The organism is Mesorhizobium sp. M0293 (genome assembly GCF_040321735.1).
Lineage (GTDB): Bacteria > Pseudomonadota > Alphaproteobacteria > Rhizobiales > Rhizobiaceae > Mesorhizobium.
Window position 1 is genome coordinate 1 of sequence record NZ_JAMYSA010000070.1, and the last position, 24205, is coordinate 24205.

Genomic DNA, 24205 nt, shown 5'->3' on the forward strand with positions numbered 1-24205 from the left:
CCCGCGGCCCCGGCCGGCGCCGGGGGGGCCGCCTGCCGATACTCAAGCCCGCCCTCCGCCTGGCGGCCCGATCGTCTCTCCGACCGATCTCGTCGCCGTTCAGCCGCCGCGCGCGGTGGTCGGCGATTTCGTGCCGGACGAGGTGCTGGTGACGGTCGACGGCGATGCCGGGGCCGTGCAGCAGATCGCCGCTTCCTTCGGCCTCCAGGTGCGCTCGCAGCGCCAGTCGCGGCTGCTTGGCAGCACGCTGGTGCGTTTTGGGATTCCCGACGGCCGGCCCGTCGGCGTCGTGCTGGCGCAACTCGCCGCCGACGGCCGCACCCAGCGGCGCGAGCCCAACCATGTGTATTCGCTGCAGCAGGCCGCCAGCATCGTAAACTATGCCTTCGACCGCATTGCGCTCGATGCCAAGCAGGCCAGCGGCGAAAACGTCCGCATCGCGGTGATCGACACCGGCATCGACGACACCAACCCGGCGCTGGCAGGCGTCATTGCGGGGCAGTTCGACGCCATGCCCGACGTGCCGATCGAAAAGCGCGATCACGGCACGTCGATCGACGGCCTGATCGCCGGTGTCGGCGCGCTGGAGGGCATGGCGCCGGGCGCCAGGATCTACCACGCCCGTGCCTTCGAGGGCGGCAAGTCGACCATGGATGTCATCCTGGCGGCGCTCGACTGGGCGGCGGACCAGGACGTTCGCATCATCAACATGAGCTTCGTCGGGCCGAAGAACGACCTGCTCGGTGTCGCCTGCCGCAATGCCCGCGCGCTGGGCATGGTGCTGGTCGCCGCCGCTGGCAACAACGGGCCGAAAGCACCCTATGGTTATCCGGCCGCCTTCGACGGCGTCATCGCGGTGACCGCAACCGATGCCAAGGATGGGCTGATGCCGCAGGCCAATCGCGGCGCCTATGTCTTCATCTCGGCACCCGGGGTCGAGATGGTGGCGCCGAGTGGCGCCGGCTCGGATGTGGTCACCGGCACCTCGTTCGCGGCGGCAATCGTGAGCGGCGCCATCGCCAATCTCATCCATGCCGCGCCCGATCGCTCAGCCGACGACATCGAGAAGGCGCTCGCGGCGACGGCCAGGGATCTCGGCCCCAAGGGACGCGACAATGATTTCGGCTATGGGCTGCTGGATATCAAGGCGGCAGGGGCGGCCAAGGAGTGATCCTGGGCATGGCGATGAACGATGGCTTGGCGCAACCCTTTTGCTACAGGGCCGGACCCAACCGAAGGGCGCTTCCATCATAGAAGCGCGACAGCCGAAAGCGGCTGAGGTCATGCCCAGTCTCGTTTCCCTGAATCATGTCGGAAATGACGCGGCCGATTCCAGGCCCGATGCCAAAACCGTGACCGCTCATTCCCGTCGCGACGAAAAGACCGCCGACTGCCCGCGCGTGATCCACGACGGGGACGACGTCGGGCATGGCGTCAATCATGCCGCCCCAGCCTGCCTTTAGGCGAACTGTTTCGAACTGTGGAAAAAGGCGCCTGAAATTGCGCTCTATCGAACGGAGGCCGGAGCGTTCAGCGGCTGGGTTGAGCACCCGCATTCTCTCGAAAGGACTCTGTGTATCCGGTGCCCAATCGCGCGGCGTCGACCAGCTATCAGGATAACCCGATGGAGCGAACGGAAAATAGCGGGTTCCGAGCGGATTGGCCATGAGGGCGGGAAGATACTTGGTGGCGTGCCGGAATGCGTCAGGCCCCATGTAGAGCAAATTACTGCCTCCCGGAGCGAGCGTGTATCCGCCATCCTGTCGGCGCCTGAAAGCGATGTCTTCGTCAGCTGCCGCACCTGCATAGATTTCAGGCATGGGCTCCGTTGCGGCTACGGTTACCCTGACGCTGAGTTGGGGGATGGACACGCCGTGTCTTCTCAGGAACAGGGATGACCAGGCGCCGCCCGCGACGAGTACGCTGGAGGTCTCGATGTATCCCGCCTCGGTCCACACTCCTCTGATCTTGCCAGCTGAGATTTCGAGGGTTCGCGCTGCGCAATTCTCTACGATTTTGACGCCATTTCGGACGGCAAGCCGAGCAAGTGCAGGCACCGCCAGCCAGGGCTCCGCGCGCATGTCGGAGGGCGTCGTCATCGCGCCCTTGAACTTGCGCGACATGCCTTTGATGAGTTTCGCGGTTTCGTCCGTGTCCAGGAGGCGCGTGTCGAGCGCATGGATCGCGGCGATCTTCATGAACTCTTCGAAGCCGGCCATGTCTTTGTCCGAGTTCGCCAGGTACGTCACACCTGTCTGGTTCAGCCCGATGTCTTCGCCGCATTCCTCGGCCAGCTGCCGCCATAGGCGACAAGCCTCGACAACGATCGGCAGCTCATCCGCGTCTCGTCCCTGCTTTCGAATCCATCCCCAATTTCGGGAGGACTGTTCGGCCGCAACGCGTCCCTTTTCCAGCAGCGTCACCGGAATGTTCCGTTTCGCAAGGAAAAGACCTGTCGTCACGCCGATGATACCGCCACCGACAATGACCACCTCCGAAGTCTTCGGCGGTGGGCCAGGATGTTGGATTGGATCCATCTCGGAGAACGGGAATTTGGGCAAGTGGCGCATCCAGGAGTGCTGGTCGATGACTCTGGTTTACTGGTTGTCACCCTCTAAAAGCCAAATCAAGAGCAGGCGCAGGCAGACCGTTGTCCCACGAGATGCAATCGATCTTCCGGCGACGTCCGCAGGGGGCGAACTCGGCCTTTCGGAGCGATCGGGTTTGATCCCTAGCCAGGCGCGCCGGCGACGGATCCTCGGACCACCAAGTCGACAGGCCAGACCTCGCCGCGGGCGCCCTCTTCCAGCCCCGAAATCCGTGCCGCCAGCCGCTCGGCGACGCGCGCGCCGGCAAGACGTATCGATGAACGCGTCGTCGACAGCGGCACCGAAAAATTCTCCGGCCTCAGCCAGGGGAAGACGTCGTCATGGGCGATCAGCGACACGTCGCCCGGAATGCTCAGGCCGAGGTCGCGCACCGCACGCACGACGCCCAGCGCCATGATCAGGCTGGAGCAGGCGATCGCCGTCGGCGCATCGTCCTCTTCCAGCAAACGCCTGGTGGCGCGATAGCCATTCTCCTCGGTCATATCAACCGAGCAGACGTGGCGCTCGGCCAATGTCAGCCCGCTCGCCGCGAGCGCCCGGCGCACGCCGCGCTCGCGATGGATGGCAAAGGTCTCGCGATCGTTGCCGTTGATCAGCGCCAGCCGCCGGTGGCCGAGCTGGATCAGCAGCCTGGCCGCCTCGCGGAAGGCGCCCTCATTGTCGATGTCGGTAAAGGCATAGTCGAAATCGAAGCCTTCACTGCGGCCATGAACGATGAAGGGTATGCCGAGCGTGTTGACCAGCGCCACGCGCCGGTCGGCGGGCCTCGGCGAGGAGATGTAGACGGCGTCGACCTGGCGGTTGGCGACGATGCGCCGGTAGGTCGTCTCCTGATCGTCGGCGTCGGCCGGCGACAGCACCAGATCGAGCTCGTGCGAGCGGGCATAATCGCCGAGGCCGGACAGGAACTCGACGAAATGCGGATCGATGTCGACGGATGCACCGGTCGGCAGGACATAGCCGATCATGCCGGTCTTGCCGGTCGCCAGCCGGCGCGCGCTGGGATTGGGGCGGTAGCCGTGGCGCTTGGCGGCGTCCATGACACGCCTTCGCGTTTCCTCGTTGACCTCAGGATAGCCATTCAGCGCGCGGCTTACCGTAGTCTGCGACAGTGCCAGCATATGGGCAAGCTGCTTGAGGTTCACGAAAACTCTCCATCTCCCTCAAAGCGCTTTTAAATTGAATCGACCCAAGTGTCGTCGGGGTCGGGCCATTCGACAACGGACCATAAGCGTGCTTCAGACGTGTTTGAAACAAAAATTGCTGCTGCACTGCCATAAAAGCATGTTGCAGCGCACTTTTTAGGCCGCAAACGTGTCAGATTAAATCGATTAGCCTAGCTGCCTCTTGACTTCCGGCCGATTCAATGGCGAGATCAAAAAGGCCAAAGCGCTTTGGAAGACTCTTCGAAAGGTTGCGGTTCCTTTCTGACTGAGTCACAGTCCTGCGGCGTCGGCGGGCGGAATGGAGGTTCCGTCCGGTGTGTATGATCCACTGGGAGGAATACCGATGAAGAAAATGCTTTTGCTGGGTGCTGGGTTTGCCACGCTCGCCCTAAGCGCGCCCGCGCATGCCGAACTGAAGTTCAAGCCAGGTGAGGACAAGCGCTTCAACTGGGCCAACTACGAAGAACTCAAGAAAGTCGACCTCAAGGGTGAGACGCTGTCGATCTTCGGACCGTGGCGCGGTGAGGACGAAGGCCTGGTGCGCGGCGTTCTCGACTATTTCTCGGAAGCCACCGGCGTCGAGATCAAATACTCCTCCTCGGAGAATTACGAACAGCAGATCGTCATCGACACGCAGGCCGGCAGCCCGCCCAACATCGCCGTGCTGCCGCAGCCGGGACTGATCCAGGATCTGGCATCGAAGGGCCTGCTGACGCCGCTCGGCGACGACACCGCCAAATGGGTCAAGGACAATTACGGCGCCGGCCAGTCATGGGTCGATCTCGGTACCTTCAAGGACAAGGACGGCAAGCCGGGCTTCTTCGCCTTCCCCTACAAGGCCGACGTGAAGTCACTGGTCTGGTACTCGCCGGATAATTTCGAGGAAGCCGGCTACAAGGTGCCGAAGACGCAGGAAGAACTCGCCGATCTCGAAAAGAAGATCATCGCCGATGGCGGCAAGCCGTGGTGCATCGGCCTCGGCTCCGGCGGCGCCACAGGCTGGCCGGCGACCGACTGGGTCGAAGATTTGATGCTGCGCACCCAGTCTCCGGAAACCTACGACAAGTGGGTGAAGAACGAGATCCCATTCAACGATCCGGCGGTGGTCAACGCCATCGACATCTTCGGCAAGATCGCGACCGACGACACGATGGTCGACGGCGGCGCCAAGGCGGTTGCGGCGACCGATTTCCGCGACAGCCCGAAGGGTCTCTTCTCCGTGCCGCCAAAATGCTACCTGCACCATCAGGCGTCGTTCATTCCGACCTTCTTCCCGGAAGGCACCAAAGTCGGCCAGGATGCGGACTTCTTCTACTTTCCGCCCTATGCTTCCAAGCCTGAACTGGGCACGCCCGTGCTCGGCGCCGGTACGCTGGCGATGATCACCAAGGACTCAAAGGCCGCGCGCGCGTTCATCGAATTCCTGAAGATGCCGCTCGCCCATGAGATCTGGATGGCGGAGGGTGGTTTCGTGACGCCGCTCAAATCGGTCAACAAGGACGCCTATGCCAGCGATGCGCTGAAGAAGCAGGGCGAAATCCTCGCCAACGCCTCGACCTTCCGCTTCGACGGTTCCGACCTGATGCCGGGCAAGATCGGCGCCGGCGCCTTCTGGACCGGCATGATCGACCTGGTCGGTGGCAAGTCCGCGCAGGATGTCGCCACCGACATCCAGAAGAGCTGGGACGCGATCAAGTAGGCGGCCGACAGTAAGCAGCCGATTGTTCGGCTATCCGATCCCGACTGGATCCGGGCCCTGGAGGCCCGGATCCGACCGGCGGCCCGTGCCGCGGCGATTATCATGAGCACACAAACATCCGGCATGAAGCGCGATCAGCAAAGGGAAAGCCTGTCTTGCCTGGCGATCGCGCTCTGAACAACTGAATCGGCGCATCTCACCGCCCGGACCGTTCGGCCTTGGCTGATGATGCGCAGGGGGAGGGACCCATGGCGGCTCAGATTTTCTCGGCCATATTCGTCATCATCGTCGGCGTCGGCGGTTGCGTCGCCTATTTCTGGGGCGCCAACAGACTGGTCGACCTGATATTCCCGTCGCGTGGCGTCGCCGGTGCCGCGGCCATCGACAATCTGCGCCGGCAGGGGCTGGTCAGGCCATGGCTGTTCGTCGGTCCGGCGATGATCATCCTGACCATCTACCTGATCTATCCGGTGGTCGAGACGCTGCGGCTATCGTTCCTCGATCGCGGCGGCATCAATTTCGTCGGCTTGGCCAACTATCAATGGGCCTTCGGCGACCGTGAATTCCGCAACTCGATTCTCAACAACATCGTCTGGCTGGCGGTGGTGCCGGCCGCCTGCACCTTCCTCGGGCTGATCATCGCCGTGCTGACCGACAAGATCTGGTGGGGCACGATCGCCAAGAGCCTGATCTTCCTGCCGCTGGCGATCTCCTTCGTCGGCGCCAGCGTGATCTGGAAATTCATCTACGAATATCGCGGCGAGGGCCAGACGCAGATCGGCATCCTCAACGCCATCATCCAGCATTTCGGCGGCCAGCCGCAGGTCTGGATATCGCTGCCGTTCTGGAACAATTTCTTCCTGATGGTGATCCTGATCTGGATCCAGACCGGCTTTGCCATGGTCATCCTGTCCTCAGCCTTGCGCGGCATTCCCGAAGAAACGCTGGAAGCCGCCGTCATCGACGGCGCCAATCCATTCCAGATCTTCTGGAAGATCATGGTGCCGCAGATATGGGGCACCATCGCCGTCGTCTGGACCACCATCACCATTCTGGTGCTCAAAGTGTTCGACATCGTGCTGACCATGACCAACGGCCAATGGAACAGCCAGGTCCTGGCCAATCTGATGTTCGACTGGATGTTCCGTGGCGGCGGCGATTTCGGCCGCGGCGCCACCATCGCCATCATCATCATGATCGCGGTCATTCCGATCATGGTCTGGAACATCCGCCAGGCGAACAAAGAGACGGGAGGACATTGAGATGGCCGTTGCGACCGGAAATTCCTTCGCCAGCCGCTTTGGCGTCCACATTGCAGTGCTTGTCTTCGTCGCGATCTGGACCATACCGACGCTCGGCATCCTGGTCTCCTCGCTGCGCGACAAGAACCAGATCATCGCCTCGGGCTGGTGGAACTCGTTCGCCAGTTCCACCCAGACCGAAGCCGGCCGGCTGCCGGCCGCCTCGACGCAGGTCGAAAAGGACGGCAAGTTCGTTCTCGAGGGCAACATCTTCGGCGACGGCGCCAAGCGCAACATCAGCGCCTTCGGTGTCAAATCGGCGGCGCCAACGCAATATCCCGCTGGCACTTCGGCGGATCTCGGCGATGGCGTGACCTTGCAGCTGAATGAAGACGGCAGCTTTGTCATGCAGTCGCCCAAGGCCTTCGAAGGCGATCGCGGCCAGCGCATCTACTATGCCTCGTCGGCGCCACCGAAATTCACCACCGAGAACTACAAGACAGTCTTGTTTTCCGAGGGCATCGGGCGGTCGTTCATGAATTCGCTGACCGTCACCATCCCGGCGACCGTCATACCGATCCTGATCGCCGCCTTTGCCGCCTATGCGCTGGCCTGGATGCGGTTTCCCGGCCGGGCGCTGCTGATCGCGGTCATCATCGGCCTGCTGGTTGTGCCGCTGCAGATGTCGCTGATCCCGCTCTTGAAACTCTACAACGGTGTCGGCGCTTTCTTCGGCATGCCGTCGAAGACCTATCTCGGCATCTGGCTGGCGCATACCGGCTTCGGCCTGCCCTTCGCCATCTACCTGCTCAGAAGCTACATTGCCGGCCTGCCGCGCGAAATCATGGAATCGGCGCGCATCGACGGCGCCAGCGATTTCGAGATCTTCGTCAAGATCGTCTTGCCGCTGTCGTTCCCGGTGCTGGCCTCGTTCGCCATCTTCCAATTCCTGTGGGTATGGAACGATCTGCTGGTGGCGATGGTTTTCCTGGGTACAGAGGCAGACCAGATCGTGCTGACCGCCAAGCTCAATGCGCTGTTGGGCTCACGCGGTGGCGACTGGGAGATTCTGACGACATCGGCTTTCGTGACCATCATCGTGCCGCTGATCGTCTTCTTCTCGCTGCAGCGCTATTTTGTCCGCGGGCTGCTTGCCGGCTCGGTGAAAGGAGGCTGAGACGATGCAATCCGCTTTGAAGGCCAGCTCGAAGCCTGATCTCGCCATCGATAGCGACTGGTGGCGAGGTGCGGTGATCTACCAGATCTATCCGCGCAGCTACCAGGACTCCAACGGCGACGGCATTGGCGACCTCAAGGGCATCATCGGTCGCCTCCCCTACATCGCGGCACTCGGTGCGGACGCCATCTGGATTTCGCCGTTCTTCAAATCGCCGATGAAGGATTTCGGCTATGACGTCACCGATTACTGTGACGTCGATCCGATGTTCGGCACGCTGGCCGACTTCGACGCGCTGACCGCCGAGGCGCACAGGCTGGGCTTGAAGGTGATGATCGACGAGGTGCTGTCGCACACCGCGGACAACCACCCATGGTTCAAGGAAAGTCGGTCGAGCCGCACCAACCCCAAGGCCGACTGGTATGTCTGGGCTGACGCCAGGCCGGACGGCACGCCGCCCAACAACTGGCTGTCGATCTTCGGCGGCTCGGCCTGGCAATGGGACACCAGCCGCCAGCAATATTACCTGCATAATTTCCTGTCCGAGCAGCCCGACCTGAACTTCCATAACCATGAGGTCCAGAACGCGTTGCTCGACGTCACCCGCTTCTGGCTGGAGCGTGGCGTCGACGGTTTTCGGCTCGACACCATCAATTTCTATTTCCACAGCCAGGGCCTGGAAAACAATCCGCCGCTGCCGCCGGAAGAGCGCAACGACCAGACCGCACCAGCGGTCAATCCCTACAACTATCAGGACCATCTCTACGACAAGAGCCGGCCCGAAAACCTCGGCTTCCTCGAGCGGTTCCGCGCCCTGCTCGATGAATATCCGGCAACCGCCGCGGTCGGCGAGGTCGGCGATTCGCAGCGCGGACTGGACGTGGTGGCTGCCTACACGGCCGGCGGCAAGCGCGTGCACATGTGCTACTCCTTCGACTTCCTGGCGCCGGAAAAGATCAGTGCGGCCAAGGTCCGCTCGGTGCTGGAATCCTTCGGCAAGGTCGCCAGCGACGGCTGGTCGTGCTGGGCCTTTTCCAACCACGACGTGATGCGCCCGGCCTCGCGCTGGGCGGCCGGCGAATCCGACCCGACCGCCTATCTCAAGGTCATCTCGGCGCTGCTGATGTCCTTGCGCGGTTCGGTCTGCATCTATCAAGGCGAAGAGCTTGGGCTCGGTGAAGCCGACCTCCAGTTCGAGGATTTACAGGACCCCTATGGCATCCGCTTCTGGCCGGAATTCAAAGGCCGCGACGGCTGCCGCACGCCGATGGTGTGGGACGGCAGCACCAAGAATGGCGGATTCTCCTCGGCAAAGCCCTGGCTACCGGTGCCGACCAAACATCTTTCGCAAGCGGTCAATGTCCAGCAGGGCGACGAGAATTCGCTGCTTGAGCACTATCGTCGCTTTCTCACGTTCCGGCGTGCCCATCCGTCGCTCGTCAAGGGTGACATCACCTTTATCGAAAGCGAGGGCGACACCGTTGCCTTCACCCGCCGCGCAGGCAACGAGCAGCTCGTCTGCGTCTTCAATCTGGGAGCCGGGCCAACCAAGGTTGACCTTGGCAGCCGATCGCTGCAACCTTTGCCCGGGCATGGATTTTCGGGGCAGGCAAGCAGCGGTTCCATCGAGCTTGGCGGCTACGGCGCCTGGTTCGGGCGCGTCGACTGAATTTCAAATCACTGGAGGAAACCAATGGCCGATGTCACGCTAAGGCAAGTGAAGAAGTCCTACGGCAATCTGAACATTCTCCACGGCATCGACCTCGATATCAAGTCGGGCGAATTCATCGTCTTTGTCGGTCCGTCGGGCTGCGGCAAGTCGACATTGCTGAGGTCGATCGCCGGGCTCGAGGAAATCACCTCCGGCGAGCTCAGAATAGCCGGCGAGGTCGTGAACGACGTGCCGCCATCCAAGCGGGGCATCGCCATGGTGTTCCAGTCCTACGCGCTGTACCCGCACATGACCGTTTACGACAACATGGCGTTCTCGATGAAGATCGGGAAGGAGAACAAGGCCGAGATCGACCGGCGCGTGCGCCAGGCGGCGGAAATCCTGCAGCTGACCAAATATCTCGACCGCTTGCCCAAGGCGATGTCGGGCGGACAGCGCCAGCGCGTCGCTATCGGCCGCGCCATCGTGCGCAATCCGAAAGTGTTCCTGTTCGACGAGCCGCTGTCGAACCTTGACGCCGCACTTCGCGTTGCCACCCGCATCGAGATCGCCAAGCTCAAGGAATCGATGCCCGCCACGACCATGATCTACGTCACCCACGACCAGGTCGAGGCGATGACGCTGGCCGACCGCATCGTTGTGCTCAAGGACGGCCATATCGAACAGGTCGGCACGCCGATGGATCTCTACAAGAAGCCCGGCAATCTGTTCGTCGCCCAGTTCATCGGCTCGCCGGCCATGAACATCCTGCCCGCGACCATCGACAAGACCGGAAATCCGACTGTCGTCAGCCATGTCGCCGGGCGCAAGGCAACCGTGCCGATCACGACGCCTGCTTCGGCAAAGGGCGCCGCAGTGAGCTTCGGCGTGCGGCCGGAGGATTTGATCATCGCCAGCGGTGCGGACTATCTGTTCGAAGGGACGGTCGACTATGTCGAGCAGCTCGGCGAGGTTCAGCTTGTCTATGTCGACATCGGCCGCGCCGACCTGCCGTTGGTGACCAAGCTGCCTGGTAATGTCGAAGTCAAGCGTGGCTCGACATTGCGCTTGAGCGCCAATGGCGAAGACCTGCATATCTTCGATACGGATGGGCGGTCCTTCGCGCTTCACGAAGCGGAAGCAAAGGCAGCCTGATACGGAACCATCTCGACGGTCAAAAAAAGAGCGGCGGGCAAGGCCCACCGCTCTTTTCTGGACATCGGCTTCGGCTGTTAGCGACCGAAGAGGTTCCGGTCGCTGCCCTGAGGGGCGGACTTCGATACATCGCCCGACGAATTGAGCAGCTTGTAGATGGGCGATTCGCTCTTGCGGATCGAGCCCGTATGCGAAGTGTCGACGTTGACGGTCGCCTGCTTGTTGATGTCGGTTCCGCCAACGTTGTCGTTGCGGGCATAGGCGCTGCCGGCGGCAATCAGAACAGCGGCGGCAGTAAGAACAATCTTCTTCATTTTTGATACTCCGTATTTTCGAATTCGATGCGGCGGGTTAACCCGCCGCATCGCTGTCTGATGTTGGTTTGGTCGGATGTTAGTTGTTGCCGAACAGATTGCGGTCGCTGCCATGGTTGACAGGCGCCTGCGTGGCCGGCTCCGACTTCTGGGTGGAAGCCGTGTACGAGCTGTCGGTGGCGGTGGTGGCAGGCTGGTTGGCGCCGTTGGAGCCAAAGTTGTCGCTGCCTGCGAAGGCGCTACCCGAGATGGCGAGAACCGCAGCGGCAGCAAGAATGATCTTCTTCATTTCAAGTCTCCTGATTTCTGAATTTCGCCAGAGCGGCGGGCAAGCCCGCCGTCTGCCGGTAATCGGCTTTTAGTTGTTGCCGAAGAGATTACGGTCGCTGCCCTGGGCAGGCGTCTGAGCAGCCGGTTCCGACTTCTTGACCGAAGCCGTGGACGAGCTGTCGACAGCAGTGGCTGCCGCGGCGTTCGAACCGTAGTGGTCGCTACCATTAGCGAAGGCGCTGCCCGAAATCGCCAGAAGGACGGCGGCAGTGAGAATGATCTTTTTCATTTTATGTACTCCAGTATTTTTCCCGTCCGTCTAGCGGCGTGTCTTGGGAAGAAATCGCGTCGTTCGGACAGCCCCGATGTGGGAGGGCATCCTCGCCTTTTCCAATCACGAAGTTGTTTCGTGTGGACCATGAGTCCGCCACTTGAAATTGTGCCAAGGGCTTCTACACACCACTTTTTACTTATATTTTTCAATGATTTAAGAAAAACCGCCCGCTTGATCACCAACTGTTTCGAAGGTCCGGCGTTCACACCGTCCTGCACGCACCGTCAACAGAAACGAACCGTTCGGTTCGATTTTAGAAAGAGCTAATAGTCACTTTTCGAAACTGTTAACTTTTTTGGCCCCGGGTGAGGGGTCGGTTTCGAGGAGATTGCAGATGGAAATGGCCGCCGCGGAGATAGGATTTCAGCTCTGCAATCGCCAACCGGAACGTTTCGCATCCGTGTCGCGCCGCATGGATACGATGTCGTTTTCATGCCGATGGCGCGCCCGCGATCGTGGTTAGATCATATCATCTCAGGTGCCGCTTCGTGACGACGAGGCGGAGAATTGGGAAGCCGGTCAGAATCCGGCGCTGCCCCCGCAACGGTGGTGGAGTTCAAGTCGCAACGGGAGACCACTGGGCAACTGCCTGGGAAGGTGTCGCGATGGTCCGCAAGGACAACTCCAGAGCCCGGAAACCAGCCCGAGATCATTGAACTCGACTGATCGCGGTGGGCGGTCAAGAGGTGGATAGTGCATGTCCGGCGCATCGCCGGCCTGCGTCCAATCCTTCCTCCGTCACCACCAGTTCAGTCCTTAGAAACGAGGACAGGACATGGAAACTCGCAACGACATGCTGAGGCTCTTGAACAGCCGCCGGCAAGGCTTTTCGCTAGAACAGCCCTTCTACACCGATCCGGACTACTTCAAGCTCGACATGGAGCTGATCTGGTATCGCGACTGGCTGTTCATTGGCCACGATTGCGAGCTGCCGAAGCCGGGCAGCTACATCACGGTGCAGATCGGTGACTATCCGGTCGTCCTTGTCCGCGACCAGCAAGGCAAGATCAACGCCTTCCACAATTCCTGCCGCCATCGCGGCAGCCGCGTCTGCAATACCGAGAGGGGTACGGCGGCAAAGCTCGTCTGCCCCTATCACCAGTGGACCTATGAACTCGATGGCCGCCTGCTGTTTGCCCGCCAGATGGCCGACGGTTTCGACAAGAGCGAGTTCAGCCTGAAGCCGGTCGCCTGCGAGAGCGTCGGCGGCTACATCTTCATCTGCCTGGCCAGGGAGCCCGCCGATTTCGCGCCGATGCGGGCGATGATCGAACCTTATCTTTTGCCGCACCGGTTGCGCGAAGCAAAGATCGCCTTCGAGAGTACGATCATCGAGAAGGGCAACTGGAAGCTGGTCTGGGAAAACAATCGCGAGTGCTATCACTGCGTCGCCAATCATCCCGAGCTGTGCAAGACCTTCCCCGAGGCGCCGACCGTAACCGGCGTCAACGGCGCCGACAGTGACCCCGAAATGGTCGCGCATTGGGCCAAATGCGAGGCATCAGGCCTGCCGAGCAAATTTCGCATCGATCCGGCCGGACAGTACCGCGCCACCCGCGCGCCGTTGCTGCGCGATGCCGTCAGCTACACCATGACCGGCAAGCGGGCGGTGAAGAAGAACCTCTCCGACACTGTCTCCGCCGACCGGATCGGCACCTTGATGCACTATCACTACCCGACGACCTGGAACCACATCCTCATCGATCACGCGGTGACGTTCCGGGTGCTGCCGATCAGCGCCACGGAAACGGCGGTGACGACGAAGTGGCTGGTGCACAAGGATGCGGTCGAGGGGGTCGACTACACCATCGACGATCTCACCCATGTCTGGACCGAGACCAACGACCAGGACCGTCGCATCGTCGAGGAAAACGCCTTCGGCATCCTGTCGCCCGCCTATGAACCAGGCCCCTATTCGGAGCTGCATGAGGGTGGCGTGATCCAGTTCGTCGAATGGTACGCGTCGTTCATCGGCCCGCGCCTCGCCGAAGGCGGCCGGCCGACCCTGCGCAGCGTCGCCTAGCGCATGTCGCCCAAAATGCGCAGCGGCCTTGGGATCATGCACAAAACAAAAGAGATAAGAGGATGAATGCGATGACGGATCTTGGCCTCTATCGCCATCTCGACCAGATGACGCCCTGGAACGACCGGCTGCAGGTGCTAGAAGTGATCGGCGTCAGCGACGAAGCGCCTGACGTCAAGACCTTCACCTTCCGCTCCGACAACCAGACCTGGTTTCGCTACAAGCCGGGCCAGTTCTTGACGCTGGAGCTGCCGGCCGCGGACGGGCCGCTGATGCGCACCTACACGCTGTCGTCCTCGCCATCGCGGCCGTTCTCGATCGCGGTGACGGTGAAGGCGCAGGCCGGCAGCATCGGCACGCGCTGGATGTTCGACCATCTTACGCCCGGATCGCACGTCAAGGCCTATGGGCCGACCGGTGACTTTTCGCTGCACAGCCACCCGGCGGCCAAATATCTGTTCATCTCCGCCGGTTCCGGCGTGACGCCGATGATGTCGATGCTGCGCTGGCTGAACGACTGTGCGCCATGGACCGATGTCGGCTTCGTCAATTGCGCGCGCCGTCCGGAAGAGATCATCTTCCGCAAGGAACTTGAGCTGCTCGGCAGCCGGATGCCCGGCCTGTCGCTCGGCTTCATGATCGAGGAGCGGTCGAGCCGCGAGGGCTGGTTTGGCCATATGGGCCGCATCGACGCCATCCGGCTGCCGCTGCTGGCGCCCGATTTCCGCGAGCGCGAAATCTTCTGCTGCGGCCCTGATCCTTTCATGCGCGCCGTGCGCGGCATGCTGGACTCCGCCGGCTTCGACATGACGAAATACCATCAGGAGAGCTTTGCGGCGCCTGCCGTGGAGAAGATCCCGGCGCCGTTCGCTTTGCCGGCGAGAGACGACGCCGTCGCCCCGGTCGAAGCCGCGACGCCGATCCGTTTCGCGCTTTCGGATGTCGACGCCGAATGCGTCGCCGGGCAGACCGTGCTGCAGACCGCGCGGGCCTCCGGCGTGCGGATACCCGCCGCATGCGAGTTCGGTCTGTGCGGCACCTGCAAGGTGAAGAAGGTCGCGGGCGACGTCGAGATGAGCCACAATGGCGGCATCCTGGACCACGAGATCGACGACGGCTTTATCCTCGCCTGTTGCTCAAAACCGCTTTCGGCGCTCGAAATCGAGGCGTGATCGGCTTGGAGCCGCTGGCGCACGTTGGCTTGCCAAGCAAGAATCGAGTGTTTACAGGCGTTATAGGCTGAGCGACCGCGCCGACCGGCGACTGCTCGCGCGGCTGCGGGGGCCAAGACAAATGCGTCATAGCGATGTCTACGCAATTTCGAGCAAGGATATTGTCTTTGAATCTTTCGACGGCGAAGCCGTCGTGCTCGATCTTTCGAACGGGAAGTATTTCGGATTTTCCGATTCGGGCAGCAGGATTTGGCAGGCGCTATCGTCCGGCGTCGATGCCCAGGCTCTGGTCGGGCTGACCGTTGGCGCCAGGACGATTGGCCCCGATGAACTCGAAGGTTTCGTATCGCAATTGCTTGAACTGGGGCTCCTGGTTCGCCTGGATGCGCCACCGCTGCCGCTGCCTGGCGAACTGCTTGCCGACCTTGCCGCCACAACCGAGTCGCTCGCTGTGAGCGTTCACGACGACCTTGCCGACCTCATCATCGTGGATCCTATCCATGAAGTCGAGGAACCCGTTGGCTGGCCGGCGGTAAAGCAGACATCCTGACGGGCGACTGGTTGCATCGCCAGAGAGGGACACTGGACCTGACCATATCGCGCGTCACTCTCGAAATCTTGCCGGACTACGCCCGGTATCTCATTGCCGCCGCTGAACGCACGGCCGCATACAATTCAGTCGTGCGTAGGATCAACCTTCCCCGGCTTGAGGTTAGCGCGCATCTCAGCCCCGGCGCGCTGGCGGATGCACTCAGCCATGCTTTTCTCGAGACCCGGGATGATCAGCCGGAAACGTCCCGTTGCCGCATTTTCATTGTGCATCCGGGCGTCGCTGGTATCCCCGAGCCAGCCAAGTGGGCCGACGCGCATTTCACCGAGCACGGCTTTGCCAAGCGGCTCGCCGAGGCCGGGTTGCGTGGCCATCACTTTCACGATCTCGACTTCTGGCAGTTCTATGATCCGCAACGTCGCGTTGGCGTTCAGTTGATGGCCTCGGCTGAAGCTTTTCCACCATGGGAGCCGGGAGCACCGTTGCGGGCTTTCCTGCATTGGGAATATGCGGCACGCGGCATGCGACTTGCCCATGCAGGCACGCTCGGCGCCAACGGCAAGGGCGTGCTGCTGGCAGGCGCGGGCGGTGCAGGGAAATCCGGGACGGTCGCTGCCGGCCTCCTCAACGGGCTGGACAGCGTCGGCGATGATTATGTGCTGATCGACCTCGCCGGCGGCGTGACTGCCCGCCCGCTGTTTTCAACACTCAAACAGGATCCCCAGGGATTTGCACGGCTTGGGCTGAAGCAACGGCTGCCGGCGCATGGTCCGCTCAACTGGCAAGGCAAGCACACCTTTCACATTGGTGAGATTGCGCCTCAGCCGGTGCCTGAAACTCTGGACATCGTTGCGCTGGTGGTGCCACATATCGGTGGTGGCGAGGTAAGTTCGATCGTGCCGGTGTCGCGCAAAGATGCCATGATTGCCTTGGCTCCGTCTGGCATAGCGCAGATGCCGGGCGAGCGGGAAAGCGGTTTTCGCTTCTTCGGCGACCTGACGCGCCTGCTGCCATGCTACCGTCTGTCGCTGGGAACGCAGCCCCGGGAGATAGCCGGCACGGTCGCGGACTTTCTCGCGCGGGGCGCTTCGTGAAACTGAGCGTGATAATGCCTGTCTACAATCGCGAGCGCTATGTCGTTTCGGCATTGCGCTCGCTGGTGCGGCAGCGCGACGCCGCTGATCTCGACATCATCGTCATCGATGACGGCTCGACCGACGCCTCGGTTGAAGCCGTGCGCTCGATGATGCGCGAGACACCCTGCATCCGCCTGTTCCAGCAATCGAACATGGGCATCGCCAAGGCGCGCAATGCCGGGCTGCGGCAACTGCCGCCGGACGCCGCGTTTGTGTCCTTTCTGGATTCTGACGACATCTCGCTGGCCGGGCGGTTCAAGGCAGATCTTGCGCGCTTCAAAGCCGATTTCGACCTGGAGCTGACCTATTCGCTGATAACCCTGGCAGACCGGATTGACGACGAGCGGCTGGAACCGACACCCGACAGCCGCACGATGACACTGCGCGGAATTTCGCTGAGTGCGGCCCTGTTCAAAAGGCAGCTTATCGACCGGACGGGCCAGTTCGATGAGGATTTCGAGCAGGCCGAGGATACTGATTATCTGCTGCGCGTTTTCGAAACGGGACCGAACTGCGAACTGATGGACGCCGTCGCGATCTACTATCGACGGCACGCCGGGAATGTTACCAAGGAGCATGGCGGCAGGGTTCGCAACAATTTGCGTGCAATTCATAAGTCGATGCGACGGCGCAAGGCCGACCCCTCGCTGCGAGACGTCCAGGGAATCTTCGAACTGAAGAGTCCCGCTGATTGGCAGATGCTATGATGCTGCACACAATCGGGCCGCATCAGCCAAGCCGCGAACGGTCGTGGAGCCGCCTATGAGGCTGAGCGTGATCATGCCGGTCTACAACCGCGAAGCCTTTGTAGGCCCGGCCCTGCGCTCGCTGCTGAGGCAACGCGACGCTGCCGATCTTGACATCATCGTCGTCGATGACGGGTCGACCGACGGATCGGCCGAAGCAGTGCGCTCGGCGATGGACGAGAACCCGTGCATCCGCCTCTTCCAACAGCCCAATCTTGGTGTGACCCGCACGCGCAACGTCGGGCTTAGTCTGATCAAGCCGGAAACGGAATTGGTATCCTTTCTCGATTCGGACGATATTTCCCCATGCGAACGGTTCGCGACCGATCTCGGACTGTTCCGGAACGATCCGGACCTGGACCTCACCTATTCAAGAATGATGCTTGTCGACAAGATCGACGACGACCGCCTTGAGCCGGCCGCCGACAGCCACAGCATTACGGTTCGCGGCATCCATCTGTCGGCGGCGATCTTTTCGCGCAGGCTTGTCGAGCGTATCGGTTGCTTCGACGAGGCCTTCAACCAAGCCGAGGATACCGACTACCTGCTGCGCACCTTCGAAAGCAGGCCAAGACATGCGATGCCGGAGACAGTGGCCCTCTACTACAGACGTCATCCTGGCAACATGACCCGCCAAACCGATGTCCAGTCGCGTGAATTCATGCGCGCTATTCACAAGTCGATGAATCGCCGCAAGGCAGATCCGTCCCTGCGTCGAATCGAAGGTATCTTCGATCTCAGGGATCTCGCTGACTGGCATTTCATGTGATGAGCGGATACGGCGTCGTCATTCCGGCCTTCAACGCGAGCGGTACGATCTCCGAGACGTTGCGGTCGGTCGCGGCCCAGACGGTGCGACCCGAAATGGTCGTGATCGTCGACGACGGCTCGACCGACGATCTTGCTTCGGCGATCGACGGCATTGATCTCCAGATGCAACTCCTACGCCAGGACAATGCGGGACCCGGCAGTGCTACGACCCGTGGTATTGCGGCACTCTCGACGCCGCTTATCGCGACGCTGGACGCAGACGATCTGTGGCTGCCTAATAAAATCGAAAGGCAGATCGCATTCTTTGACGGATCGCCCGCGACATCCGGGGTTTTCTGTCACCTGCGGAATTTCCGCAACGACCGGCCCGACGCACCCGAGGCAGCGACCGTGCCCGGCTGGTTGCGGACGACCATGATGATCCGCCGCACGGTTGCCGAGGCCGTCGGGCCAGTCATCGACCAAGCAGGCGGGCGCGGTGAGATGATCGACTGGATCGCCCGGGTTCGTGAGGCAGGCTTTGTCCTTGCCATGCTCGACGACGTGCTTGCATTGCGCCGCATCAGGCCGGGCAGCCTTTCCCATGGCCGGGATCCGGAACGCGACCGCGGCTATCTCCAGGTGGCAAGGCTCGCCATGCAGCGGCGAGCCCAGAACAAGGCGGGCTCCAGTTGAAAGCCGGGCCGGTTCGCCGTATCGGCCGTCGCTTTCCGGACTATGGTTGGTCCTGGCCGACCGGCCAGCTCGACCAGTTGCTCAAGGCAGCCCTGTTCGCCGATGAAGACGCAGCCGCCGGCTGCGCCGCGCGCTGGCTGGATGAGAACGACATCGATCTTGTCTCGTTTAGAGAACACCGGTTGCTCGCTGCCATCTCCGACAGGTTCGGAAGAAAGTTGGCTGGCCATTCCGCCCATCCGCGCCTCGTCGGCCTGCAGAAGATGCTGTGGACGAAGTCACGGATGGCGATGCGCGAAGCAGAGCCGGTGCTGAAGGCGATGATCGACGGCGGCGCCGATATCATGTTGATCAAGGGCGCCAGCCGCGTTGCGGTGGACGCCTCGGCACAGCGTGGTCGGGTGGCCCACGACATCGATATACTGGTGCGCCCGCGCGACATGGCTGCCGTGTTCGACATCCTGCGCGATCGCGACTGGCAGATCGCCTCGGGCGTCAGTGCGCAATATCTGCGAACCCGATTGGCGTCGCTGCGGTCGATGAACTTTTTCAAGGGTCGTTTCGGCGACATCGACCTGCATCAGCTCGGCTATGACGGCTCGCAGATGAGCTCGGAAGACGATCTGGCGATCTGGCAGCGAGCGATCCCGGCCGAATTCAGCGGCGTCGCGGTCTTCGTGCCGTCGCCGGCCGATCGCATGGCCTTGGCCATCGCCCATGGCGGCCTCGACGCCCACACCCACAGCGACTGGCTTGTCGATTGTGCCGTCGCCATCCGTGGCGGAGACGTCGACTGGGATGTTTTCCTCGACATCGTCGGCAGACGCGGTCTGGCCGTTCCGGCGGCAGTGGCATTGTCCTACCTGGTGTTTGAGATCGGCGTTTCCGTGCCGGGGCCGACATTGGCCAAAATCTTCGGGATGGCTGATAGGGCTGGCCTGTCGCGTTGGTCGTCGATTTTGCAAGCCAAGCCGCGCACGGATTTCGGCACCCTTGTCTGGCTGTCGCGCGGACTTGCCAAGCAATTGCGCCTGAAGCGCAAGAAGGGCCGGTTGCAGCAGAAGCCCCACGCCAAACCTTGGCGTGGCAGGCCAGCCGCGCGCAACCCGCAAGCCGCACCGATGCCTTTGACGTTTTCGCAAGCCATCGCCTGCCCGCCGATGATGGGCGACATGATGCTTGCTATCGTCGTGAGAATCAGTGTTCCGCCTGTCCGGCGCCGCATCGAAATGGAAATCAATGCCGGTGATGGCCATATCGCTCGGCTGCGCGCTATGGCCATCAGCCGATCCGGAAAGGAACGCGTGCTGTATTTTCGTGGAAGGGTGACGCTCGACGGCGCACGGAATGACCTGACGCTCGAAGCGCGACCGTCGCGTCAGTTTCGCGAATGGAACGACGAGGCCACGGTGGCTGCTTATGGAGCCTTGCCTTTCCAGCTGCTGTCGGCGCACTTCTCGCCTATTGGCTGAGAGCGCGATCTCTATAGGACTCCTCAGACCCCGTAGCGTTCGGTGCGAATGACTTCCGCTGCGACGCCGGCATCGATCAGCGCCTGGGCGGCGGCTGACACGAAAGCGTTGGAGCCGCAGACGAAGGCGATGCCTGGCGGCTCGGGCAGCCGCGCCATCGCTTGCACCATCATCGCGACGTCCACCCGTCGCGAATAATCGGCGGGACGGCGTGCGGCTTCGCGCGTCAGCGTCAGCACCAGGTCGAAGCCGTCCCTGCGGTCGTCGAGGCCGATCAGCTCGCCGCGAAAGATCACTTCGTCCCAGACCCGGGCTGAAAAGACCAGGACGACGGGGACCGGCGAATTGCGTGCGGCGCGATGACGGATCATCGACATCAAGGGTACGACACCCGAACCGCCGCCGATCAGCACAAGCGGCCCACTCTCCTCATCGGGCCAGACGAAATGCCCACCGAGCGGCCCGCGCAGTTCAACCTCGTCGCCAACCGCCGCGACCTCGTGGAAGAATGGCGAAACCTCTCCATCGTCGAGCTTCTCGATCGCCAGCTCGATCACGCCGTCAATCTCGGGCGCGGAGGCGATGGAATACGAGCGGCGGGCTTGGTAACCGTCCGGCGCCGTCAGCCTGACATCGACATGCTGCCCGGCGCGATAGGCAAACGGCCGCGATGGCTGGAAAAAGAAGCTGGTGACGCGCGGCGTGCGCTTTTCGATGCGGACGATCCCGGCCGTCTGCCAAGGCGACTGCACTGCTGCCGCATCGCTCATGGATCGTCCGTATAACGCTGCTCGCGCCACGGGTCGCCATAGATGTGGTAACCGCGCAATTCCCAGAAACCGGGTTCGTCGCGCGTCGTGAATTGCAGGCCGTTAAGCCATTTGGCCGACTTCCAGAAATAGAGATGCGGCACCAGCAGCCTTGCCGGGCCACCGTGGTCCGGCGTGATCGGCTTGCCCTCGTAAAGCAGCGCCACCATGGCCTTGCCGGCGGTGAGATCCTTGACCGGCACATTGGTGGTGTAACCGTCGAACGCGTGCGCCAGCGTGAAGCCGGTCGGCGGCTCCAAACCTGCGTCGGCAAGGATATCGTCGACCAGCACGCCCTGCCACGGCGTGTCGAACTTGGTCCATGCGGTCACGCAATGGATGTCGCGTGTCATCTCGGTCAACGGCAGTGTGTTGAATTCGGCCCAGGTCCATTTCTTGATGGGCCGCGGGCCATGTTTTAGCGTGAAAGACCAATCCTCTATGCGCACGCGCGGCGTCGGACCGGCCGACAGGACCGGAAAACCCTGCTCGAGATATTGGCCGGGCGGTATGCGCGCATCATCATCGGTTGGCGGGCGCCGTCCTGAAGAGAAACCTCGGGTGACCATCGCGGTAATTCCTCTGCAGCAGGCATCCATCAGCCCGTCGCAGTTTTCTCGATGATGCCGCTGCGGGCAACCGAAATCTTGACGGACAGGGGCGGCAGGCTTGTCGAACCTGACGCCTCTGTCCTAATTCAGCGCGATGCGTCAGCCATTGGCAAACGGCACCGCGACATAGATCTGGCTGCCGTCGCGCTCGACCAGCAGAAGCACCGACTTCTTGCCGGACTTGCCGGCCTGGGCGATCGCCTGCGTCACTTGCCTGGCGCTCTTCACCGGCATCTGATTGACGGCGACGATGATGTCGCCGGCTTGGATTCCGGAAGCCGCGGCTGCCTTGTCGGGATTGACGCTGGCAACGACCGCGCCGCGCTGATTGTCGGCGAGATTCAGCTGCTCGCGGATGTCGGGAGTGATGTCCATCAGGCCAAGCCCCATCGCCGGCACGCGCGAGCCTTGGCCGGCGCTAGGCGCGCCGGATCCGTCGTCCACCGACGCCGTCTTCACGTCATCGGTGTTGCGCCCGACATTGACGGAAATATCCACGGCCTTGCCTTTGCGCCAGACGTTCAGTGTCTCCCGGGCGCCGGGCGCGACATCGGCGACCGCCCGCGACAGATCCTTGGGATCCTTGACATCCTGTCCAGCGAAGCCGGTGATGACGTCGCCGGTCTCGACACCGGCCCTGGCGGCCGGCGAGCCCTCATTGACATGCGAAACCAGCGCGCCGCCAGGATGGTCGAGCCCGATGGCACCAGCCACATCCGGGGTCACCGGCTGGATCTCGACGCCGAGATAGCCGTACTGGATGGAACCGCCTTTCATCAACTTGGCGACCACCTTCTGGGCCTGGTCCGACGGGATGGCGAAGCCGACACCGACGCTGCCGCCATTGGGCGAATAGATCGCCGTGTTGATGCCGACGACATTGCCGTTCACATCGACCAGCGGACCGCCGGAGTTGCCATGATTGATCGGGGCGTCGATCTGGATGAAGTCGTCGAACGGGCCACTGTGCAGGTCGCGGCCGCGCGCCGAAACGATACCAGCCGTGACCGTGGTGCCGATGCCGAACGGATTGCCGAAGGCCAATACCTGGTCGCCTGGCATGAGCTTGTCGGAATCACCCCATTTGACGGTTGGCAGGGGTTTGTCCGACTTGACCGTGAGCACGGCGAGATCGTTCTTGGCATCGCGGCCGACGAGCTTGGCGGGAAGTTCGGTGCCATCGTCCAGCGTCACCTTGATCGAAGAGGCGCCATCGACGACATGATTGTTGGTGACGATGGTGCCGTCGGCGGCGACGATGAAGCCGGAGCCGAGTGCCTCGGCGCGCGGTGCCTGCTGCTGCGGCGGTGTCCGCGGGGCGGGCATGCCCTGGTCGCCGAAGAACTGGCGGAAATAGTCGTCGAATGGCGAGTTGCCGAGAGGCATGCCGTCGTCCGGGCTTTCCGGCTGTGCCTTCATGACCGTGGTGATCGTCACCACCGCCGGCTTGTCGGCCGCCACGATGGGGGCGAACGAGCCGTTGGGAGCCGTTATGCCGGCGACAGGTGTCTGGGTTGTCGGAATCGCGTCGCTGGCGCTTTGAGCAAAAGTCATGACGAAGGGGGATATGATCAGCGCAGCGCCCAGCAAGGCCGCGACGCGATGTCTGCGAAGGATATCTGACATGGTCGTTTGTCCGGGCGAGAGTTGATCCGGCGCCGTGGCGGCCCCTGTGAGGAAAAACCGGCCATCTGGCGTGTCGAAGGTCGCGATTGCCCGTCTCGCCTGGCATGGCAGCCGACCGGATCGACAGCGTTCCATCTAGGGTGCGGGTTGGCCCGATTTAGGGTTTTCGGGCGACCTTACGAAGATTTAATTTCCGGATGACGGCCGGTCACGATGTTGTCAGGCGACGCGCCAGTCCGGTCTTCCCTGCCCCGCCGGGCGCATCAGATCCCACCGATTCGTCCGAGATACGCAGTGGCGATGTCATGCATGCGCTTGCTGTCGAAGCTCGGTCCGTGGCCGCCATGGCCGATGCGGATCGGCAGGTCGAGCAGGCGCTGCATGGTACTGATATAAGCCGTTCGGTCCGAATCCGGCAGATCGTCGATCAGTGTGTCGTCGTAGATAGCGTCGCCGCTGAAGAACAGGCCGTCGGCCTCGTCGAACAGCGCGATCGAATCAGGCGAATGGCCAGGCAGATGCAGCACACGGAATTGCCGGTCCCCGAGATCGACGATGTCGCCCTCGTCCAGGGTTCGCGTCAACGGTGCGGACGGGATTTTGTAGTCGGCCGCCTTCCAGCCCGGCGCCGGCGGTTTCGAGACGGCGCCTTCGAGATCGTGGAACATGTAAGCGTAGGTCGCCGCCTCATCCATGCTCTCGAACTGCTCCGCGCTGTACCTTGGCCCTGCCCGCCATCGGAATTCGTGCAGCGAGCCGACATGATCGAGATGGATGTGGGTGGCGACGACCAGCAGCGGCTTGCCCTGCGGCGTCTGGATCTGCGGCGCCAGCGGACGGATGCCCATGCCGGTGTCGACCAAAAGGTCGGCGTCGCGGCCGCGCAGGTGCCAGATGTTGGCGCGCAGGTACTCATGCACGAACGGTTCGGTCAGCATCGTCGTCTTGTCGTCAACAATGCTTCTGCTGAACCACGCCGGCATCAGGTGTGAGCCAGG

23 protein-coding genes and 1 riboswitch are annotated in these 24205 nt (G+C 62.2%); of the genes, 14 read left to right on the forward strand and 9 right to left on the reverse strand.

What is annotated here, in order from left to right; genetic code table 11:
* Positions 1-1171, forward strand: a 1171-nt coding sequence (locus tag NKJ06_RS23435; protein WP_352810776.1) for a S8 family serine peptidase, incomplete at its 5' end; no start/stop codon positions are given.
* Positions 1172-1214: 43 nt separating this feature from the next.
* Here NKJ06_RS23435 and NKJ06_RS23440 read toward each other — a convergent pair.
* Together NKJ06_RS23440 and NKJ06_RS23445 are read right to left on the reverse strand one after the other, a co-directional pair.
* Positions 1215-2561: an NAD(P)/FAD-dependent oxidoreductase gene (locus NKJ06_RS23440; RefSeq protein ID WP_352628284.1), complete on the reverse strand. Its 1347-nt coding sequence runs from the start codon at positions 2559-2561 to the stop codon at positions 1215-1217.
* Between the two features lie 170 nt (positions 2562-2731).
* Positions 2732-3754 carry a LacI family DNA-binding transcriptional regulator gene (locus tag NKJ06_RS23445; protein ID WP_352810778.1) on the reverse strand — a complete coding sequence of 341 codons (1023 nt, stop codon included), beginning with the start codon at positions 3752-3754 and terminating at the stop codon, positions 2732-2734.
* A 364-nt stretch (positions 3755-4118) separates the two neighbouring features.
* On the opposite strand from NKJ06_RS23445, the gene NKJ06_RS23450 reads away from it, so the two are divergent.
* From NKJ06_RS23450 to NKJ06_RS23470, 5 genes are all read left to right on the forward strand, one after another.
* Positions 4119-5474 (forward strand): ABC transporter substrate-binding protein, encoded by a 1356-nt coding sequence (locus tag NKJ06_RS23450; RefSeq protein WP_352810780.1) that lies wholly within the window; start codon positions 4119-4121, stop codon positions 5472-5474.
* A 248-nt stretch (positions 5475-5722) separates the two neighbouring features.
* On the forward strand, positions 5723-6736 hold the full coding sequence (locus NKJ06_RS23455) for a carbohydrate ABC transporter permease (RefSeq protein ID WP_352810783.1): 1014 nt from the start codon (positions 5723-5725) through the stop codon (positions 6734-6736).
* Position 6737: 1 nt separating this feature from the next.
* Positions 6738-7892: a carbohydrate ABC transporter permease gene (locus NKJ06_RS23460; RefSeq protein ID WP_352628290.1), complete on the forward strand. Its 1155-nt coding sequence runs from the start codon at positions 6738-6740 to the stop codon at positions 7890-7892.
* 4 nt (positions 7893-7896) lie between these two features.
* Positions 7897-9561, forward strand: coding sequence for a beta-galactosidase BglA (gene bglA, locus NKJ06_RS23465; RefSeq protein ID WP_352628292.1), 1665 nt, complete (start codon positions 7897-7899; stop codon positions 9559-9561).
* Positions 9562-9585: 24 nt separating this feature from the next.
* Entirely contained in the window at positions 9586-10698 is a 1113-nt protein-coding gene (locus NKJ06_RS23470) for an ABC transporter ATP-binding protein (RefSeq protein ID WP_352810785.1), read from the forward strand.
* A gap of 77 nt (positions 10699-10775) precedes the next feature.
* On the opposite strand, the gene NKJ06_RS23475 is transcribed toward NKJ06_RS23470, so the two are convergent.
* The 3 genes from NKJ06_RS23475 to NKJ06_RS23485 all read right to left on the reverse strand — a co-directional run bounded on the left by NKJ06_RS23475 (position 10776) and on the right by NKJ06_RS23485 (position 11571).
* Positions 10776-11012 carry a DUF680 domain-containing protein gene (locus NKJ06_RS23475; protein WP_352628296.1) on the reverse strand — a complete coding sequence of 79 codons (237 nt, stop codon included), beginning with the start codon at positions 11010-11012 and terminating at the stop codon, positions 10776-10778.
* Positions 11013-11091: 79 nt separating this feature from the next.
* Positions 11092-11301: a DUF680 domain-containing protein gene (locus NKJ06_RS23480; protein WP_352628298.1), complete on the reverse strand. Its 210-nt coding sequence runs from the start codon at positions 11299-11301 to the stop codon at positions 11092-11094.
* Positions 11302-11370: 69 nt separating this feature from the next.
* On the reverse strand, positions 11371-11571 hold the full coding sequence (locus NKJ06_RS23485) for a DUF680 domain-containing protein (protein ID WP_352628301.1): 201 nt from the start codon (positions 11569-11571) through the stop codon (positions 11371-11373).
* A 504-nt stretch (positions 11572-12075) separates the two neighbouring features.
* A riboswitch (cobalamin riboswitch) is annotated at positions 12076-12277 on the forward strand.
* A 114-nt stretch (positions 12278-12391) separates the two neighbouring features.
* Between NKJ06_RS23485 and NKJ06_RS23490 the strand changes: the two genes are divergently transcribed.
* The 8 genes from NKJ06_RS23490 to NKJ06_RS23525 all read left to right on the forward strand — a co-directional run bounded on the left by NKJ06_RS23490 (position 12392) and on the right by NKJ06_RS23525 (position 20161).
* Entirely contained in the window at positions 12392-13639 is a 1248-nt protein-coding gene (locus tag NKJ06_RS23490) for an aromatic ring-hydroxylating oxygenase subunit alpha (RefSeq protein ID WP_352628303.1), read from the forward strand.
* A 71-nt stretch (positions 13640-13710) separates the two neighbouring features.
* The gene (locus NKJ06_RS23495) at positions 13711-14811 is read left to right on the forward strand and encodes an FAD-binding oxidoreductase (protein ID WP_352628306.1); all 1101 of its coding nucleotides are present in this window, start codon (positions 13711-13713) and stop codon (positions 14809-14811) included.
* Between the two features lie 121 nt (positions 14812-14932).
* Positions 14933-15361 (forward strand): PqqD family peptide modification chaperone, encoded by a 429-nt coding sequence (locus NKJ06_RS23500; RefSeq protein WP_352628308.1) that lies wholly within the window; start codon positions 14933-14935, stop codon positions 15359-15361.
* A gap of 11 nt (positions 15362-15372) precedes the next feature.
* A complete protein-coding gene (locus tag NKJ06_RS23505; protein ID WP_352628310.1) occupies positions 15373-16455 on the forward strand; it encodes a serine kinase in 1083 nt (360 codons plus the stop codon).
* A 14-nt stretch (positions 16456-16469) separates the two neighbouring features.
* On the forward strand, positions 16470-17204 hold the full coding sequence (locus NKJ06_RS23510; protein WP_352628312.1) for a glycosyltransferase family 2 protein: 735 nt from the start codon (positions 16470-16472) through the stop codon (positions 17202-17204).
* A 55-nt stretch (positions 17205-17259) separates the two neighbouring features.
* Positions 17260-18012, forward strand: a complete 753-nt coding sequence (locus tag NKJ06_RS23515; RefSeq protein ID WP_352628314.1) for a glycosyltransferase family 2 protein — start codon at positions 17260-17262, stop codon at positions 18010-18012.
* Positions 18012-18689: a glycosyltransferase family 2 protein gene (locus NKJ06_RS23520; RefSeq protein ID WP_352628316.1), complete on the forward strand. Its 678-nt coding sequence runs from the start codon at positions 18012-18014 to the stop codon at positions 18687-18689. Before NKJ06_RS23515 ends, NKJ06_RS23520 begins: the two co-directional genes overlap by 1 nt.
* On the forward strand, positions 18686-20161 hold the full coding sequence (locus NKJ06_RS23525; protein ID WP_352628318.1) for a nucleotidyltransferase family protein: 1476 nt from the start codon (positions 18686-18688) through the stop codon (positions 20159-20161). Before NKJ06_RS23520 ends, NKJ06_RS23525 begins: the two co-directional genes overlap by 4 nt.
* 23 nt (positions 20162-20184) lie before the next feature.
* Here NKJ06_RS23525 and NKJ06_RS23530 read toward each other — a convergent pair whose 3' ends face one another.
* The 4 genes from NKJ06_RS23530 to NKJ06_RS23545 all read right to left on the reverse strand — a co-directional run bounded on the left by NKJ06_RS23530 (position 20185) and on the right by NKJ06_RS23545 (position 24190).
* Entirely contained in the window at positions 20185-20931 is a 747-nt protein-coding gene (locus NKJ06_RS23530) for a ferredoxin reductase (RefSeq protein ID WP_352628320.1), read from the reverse strand.
* Positions 20928-21539, reverse strand: a complete 612-nt coding sequence (locus NKJ06_RS23535) for a sulfite oxidase-like oxidoreductase (RefSeq protein ID WP_352628322.1) — start codon at positions 21537-21539, stop codon at positions 20928-20930. Before NKJ06_RS23535 ends, NKJ06_RS23530 begins: the two co-directional genes overlap by 4 nt.
* Before the next feature lie 141 nt (positions 21540-21680).
* Complete coding sequence (locus NKJ06_RS23540) at positions 21681-23207, reverse strand: DegQ family serine endoprotease (protein ID WP_352628324.1); 1527 nt, start codon at positions 23205-23207, stop codon at positions 21681-21683.
* A 263-nt stretch (positions 23208-23470) separates the two neighbouring features.
* Entirely contained in the window at positions 23471-24190 is a 720-nt protein-coding gene (locus NKJ06_RS23545; RefSeq protein ID WP_352628379.1) for an MBL fold metallo-hydrolase, read from the reverse strand.
* Positions 24191-24205: the final 15 nt, after the last annotated feature.

Excerpts from the sequence above, each read along its gene's own strand:
- NKJ06_RS23450 (WP_352810780.1), top strand. The coding sequence starts at position 4,119 with ATGAAGAAAATGCTTTTGCTGGGTGCTGGGTTTGCCACGCTCGCCCTA.
- NKJ06_RS23455 (WP_352810783.1), top strand. The coding sequence starts at position 5,723 with ATGGCGGCTCAGATTTTCTCGGCCATATTCGTCATCATCGTCGGCGTC.
- NKJ06_RS23460 (WP_352628290.1), top strand. The coding sequence starts at position 6,738 with ATGGCCGTTGCGACCGGAAATTCCTTCGCCAGCCGCTTTGGCGTCCAC.
- bglA (WP_352628292.1), top strand. The coding sequence starts at position 7,897 with ATGCAATCCGCTTTGAAGGCCAGCTCGAAGCCTGATCTCGCCATCGAT.
- NKJ06_RS23470 (WP_352810785.1), top strand. The coding sequence starts at position 9,586 with ATGGCCGATGTCACGCTAAGGCAAGTGAAGAAGTCCTACGGCAATCTG.
- NKJ06_RS23475 (WP_352628296.1), bottom strand. The coding sequence starts at position 11,012 with ATGAAGAAGATTGTTCTTACTGCCGCCGCTGTTCTGATTGCCGCCGGC.
- NKJ06_RS23480 (WP_352628298.1), bottom strand. The coding sequence starts at position 11,301 with ATGAAGAAGATCATTCTTGCTGCCGCTGCGGTTCTCGCCATCTCGGGT.
- NKJ06_RS23485 (WP_352628301.1), bottom strand. The coding sequence starts at position 11,571 with ATGAAAAAGATCATTCTCACTGCCGCCGTCCTTCTGGCGATTTCGGGC.
- NKJ06_RS23490 (WP_352628303.1), top strand. The coding sequence starts at position 12,392 with ATGGAAACTCGCAACGACATGCTGAGGCTCTTGAACAGCCGCCGGCAA.
- NKJ06_RS23495 (WP_352628306.1), top strand. The coding sequence starts at position 13,711 with ATGACGGATCTTGGCCTCTATCGCCATCTCGACCAGATGACGCCCTGG.
- NKJ06_RS23500 (WP_352628308.1), top strand. The coding sequence starts at position 14,933 with ATGCGTCATAGCGATGTCTACGCAATTTCGAGCAAGGATATTGTCTTT.
- NKJ06_RS23510 (WP_352628312.1), top strand. The coding sequence starts at position 16,470 with ATGCCTGTCTACAATCGCGAGCGCTATGTCGTTTCGGCATTGCGCTCG.
- NKJ06_RS23515 (WP_352628314.1), top strand. The coding sequence starts at position 17,260 with ATGAGGCTGAGCGTGATCATGCCGGTCTACAACCGCGAAGCCTTTGTA.
- NKJ06_RS23520 (WP_352628316.1), top strand. The coding sequence starts at position 18,012 with ATGAGCGGATACGGCGTCGTCATTCCGGCCTTCAACGCGAGCGGTACG.
- NKJ06_RS23530 (WP_352628320.1), bottom strand. The coding sequence starts at position 20,931 with ATGAGCGATGCGGCAGCAGTGCAGTCGCCTTGGCAGACGGCCGGGATC.
- NKJ06_RS23535 (WP_352628322.1), bottom strand. The coding sequence starts at position 21,539 with ATGGTCACCCGAGGTTTCTCTTCAGGACGGCGCCCGCCAACCGATGAT.
- NKJ06_RS23540 (WP_352628324.1), bottom strand. The coding sequence starts at position 23,207 with ATGTCAGATATCCTTCGCAGACATCGCGTCGCGGCCTTGCTGGGCGCT.
- NKJ06_RS23545 (WP_352628379.1), bottom strand. The coding sequence starts at position 24,190 with ATGCCGGCGTGGTTCAGCAGAAGCATTGTTGACGACAAGACGACGATG.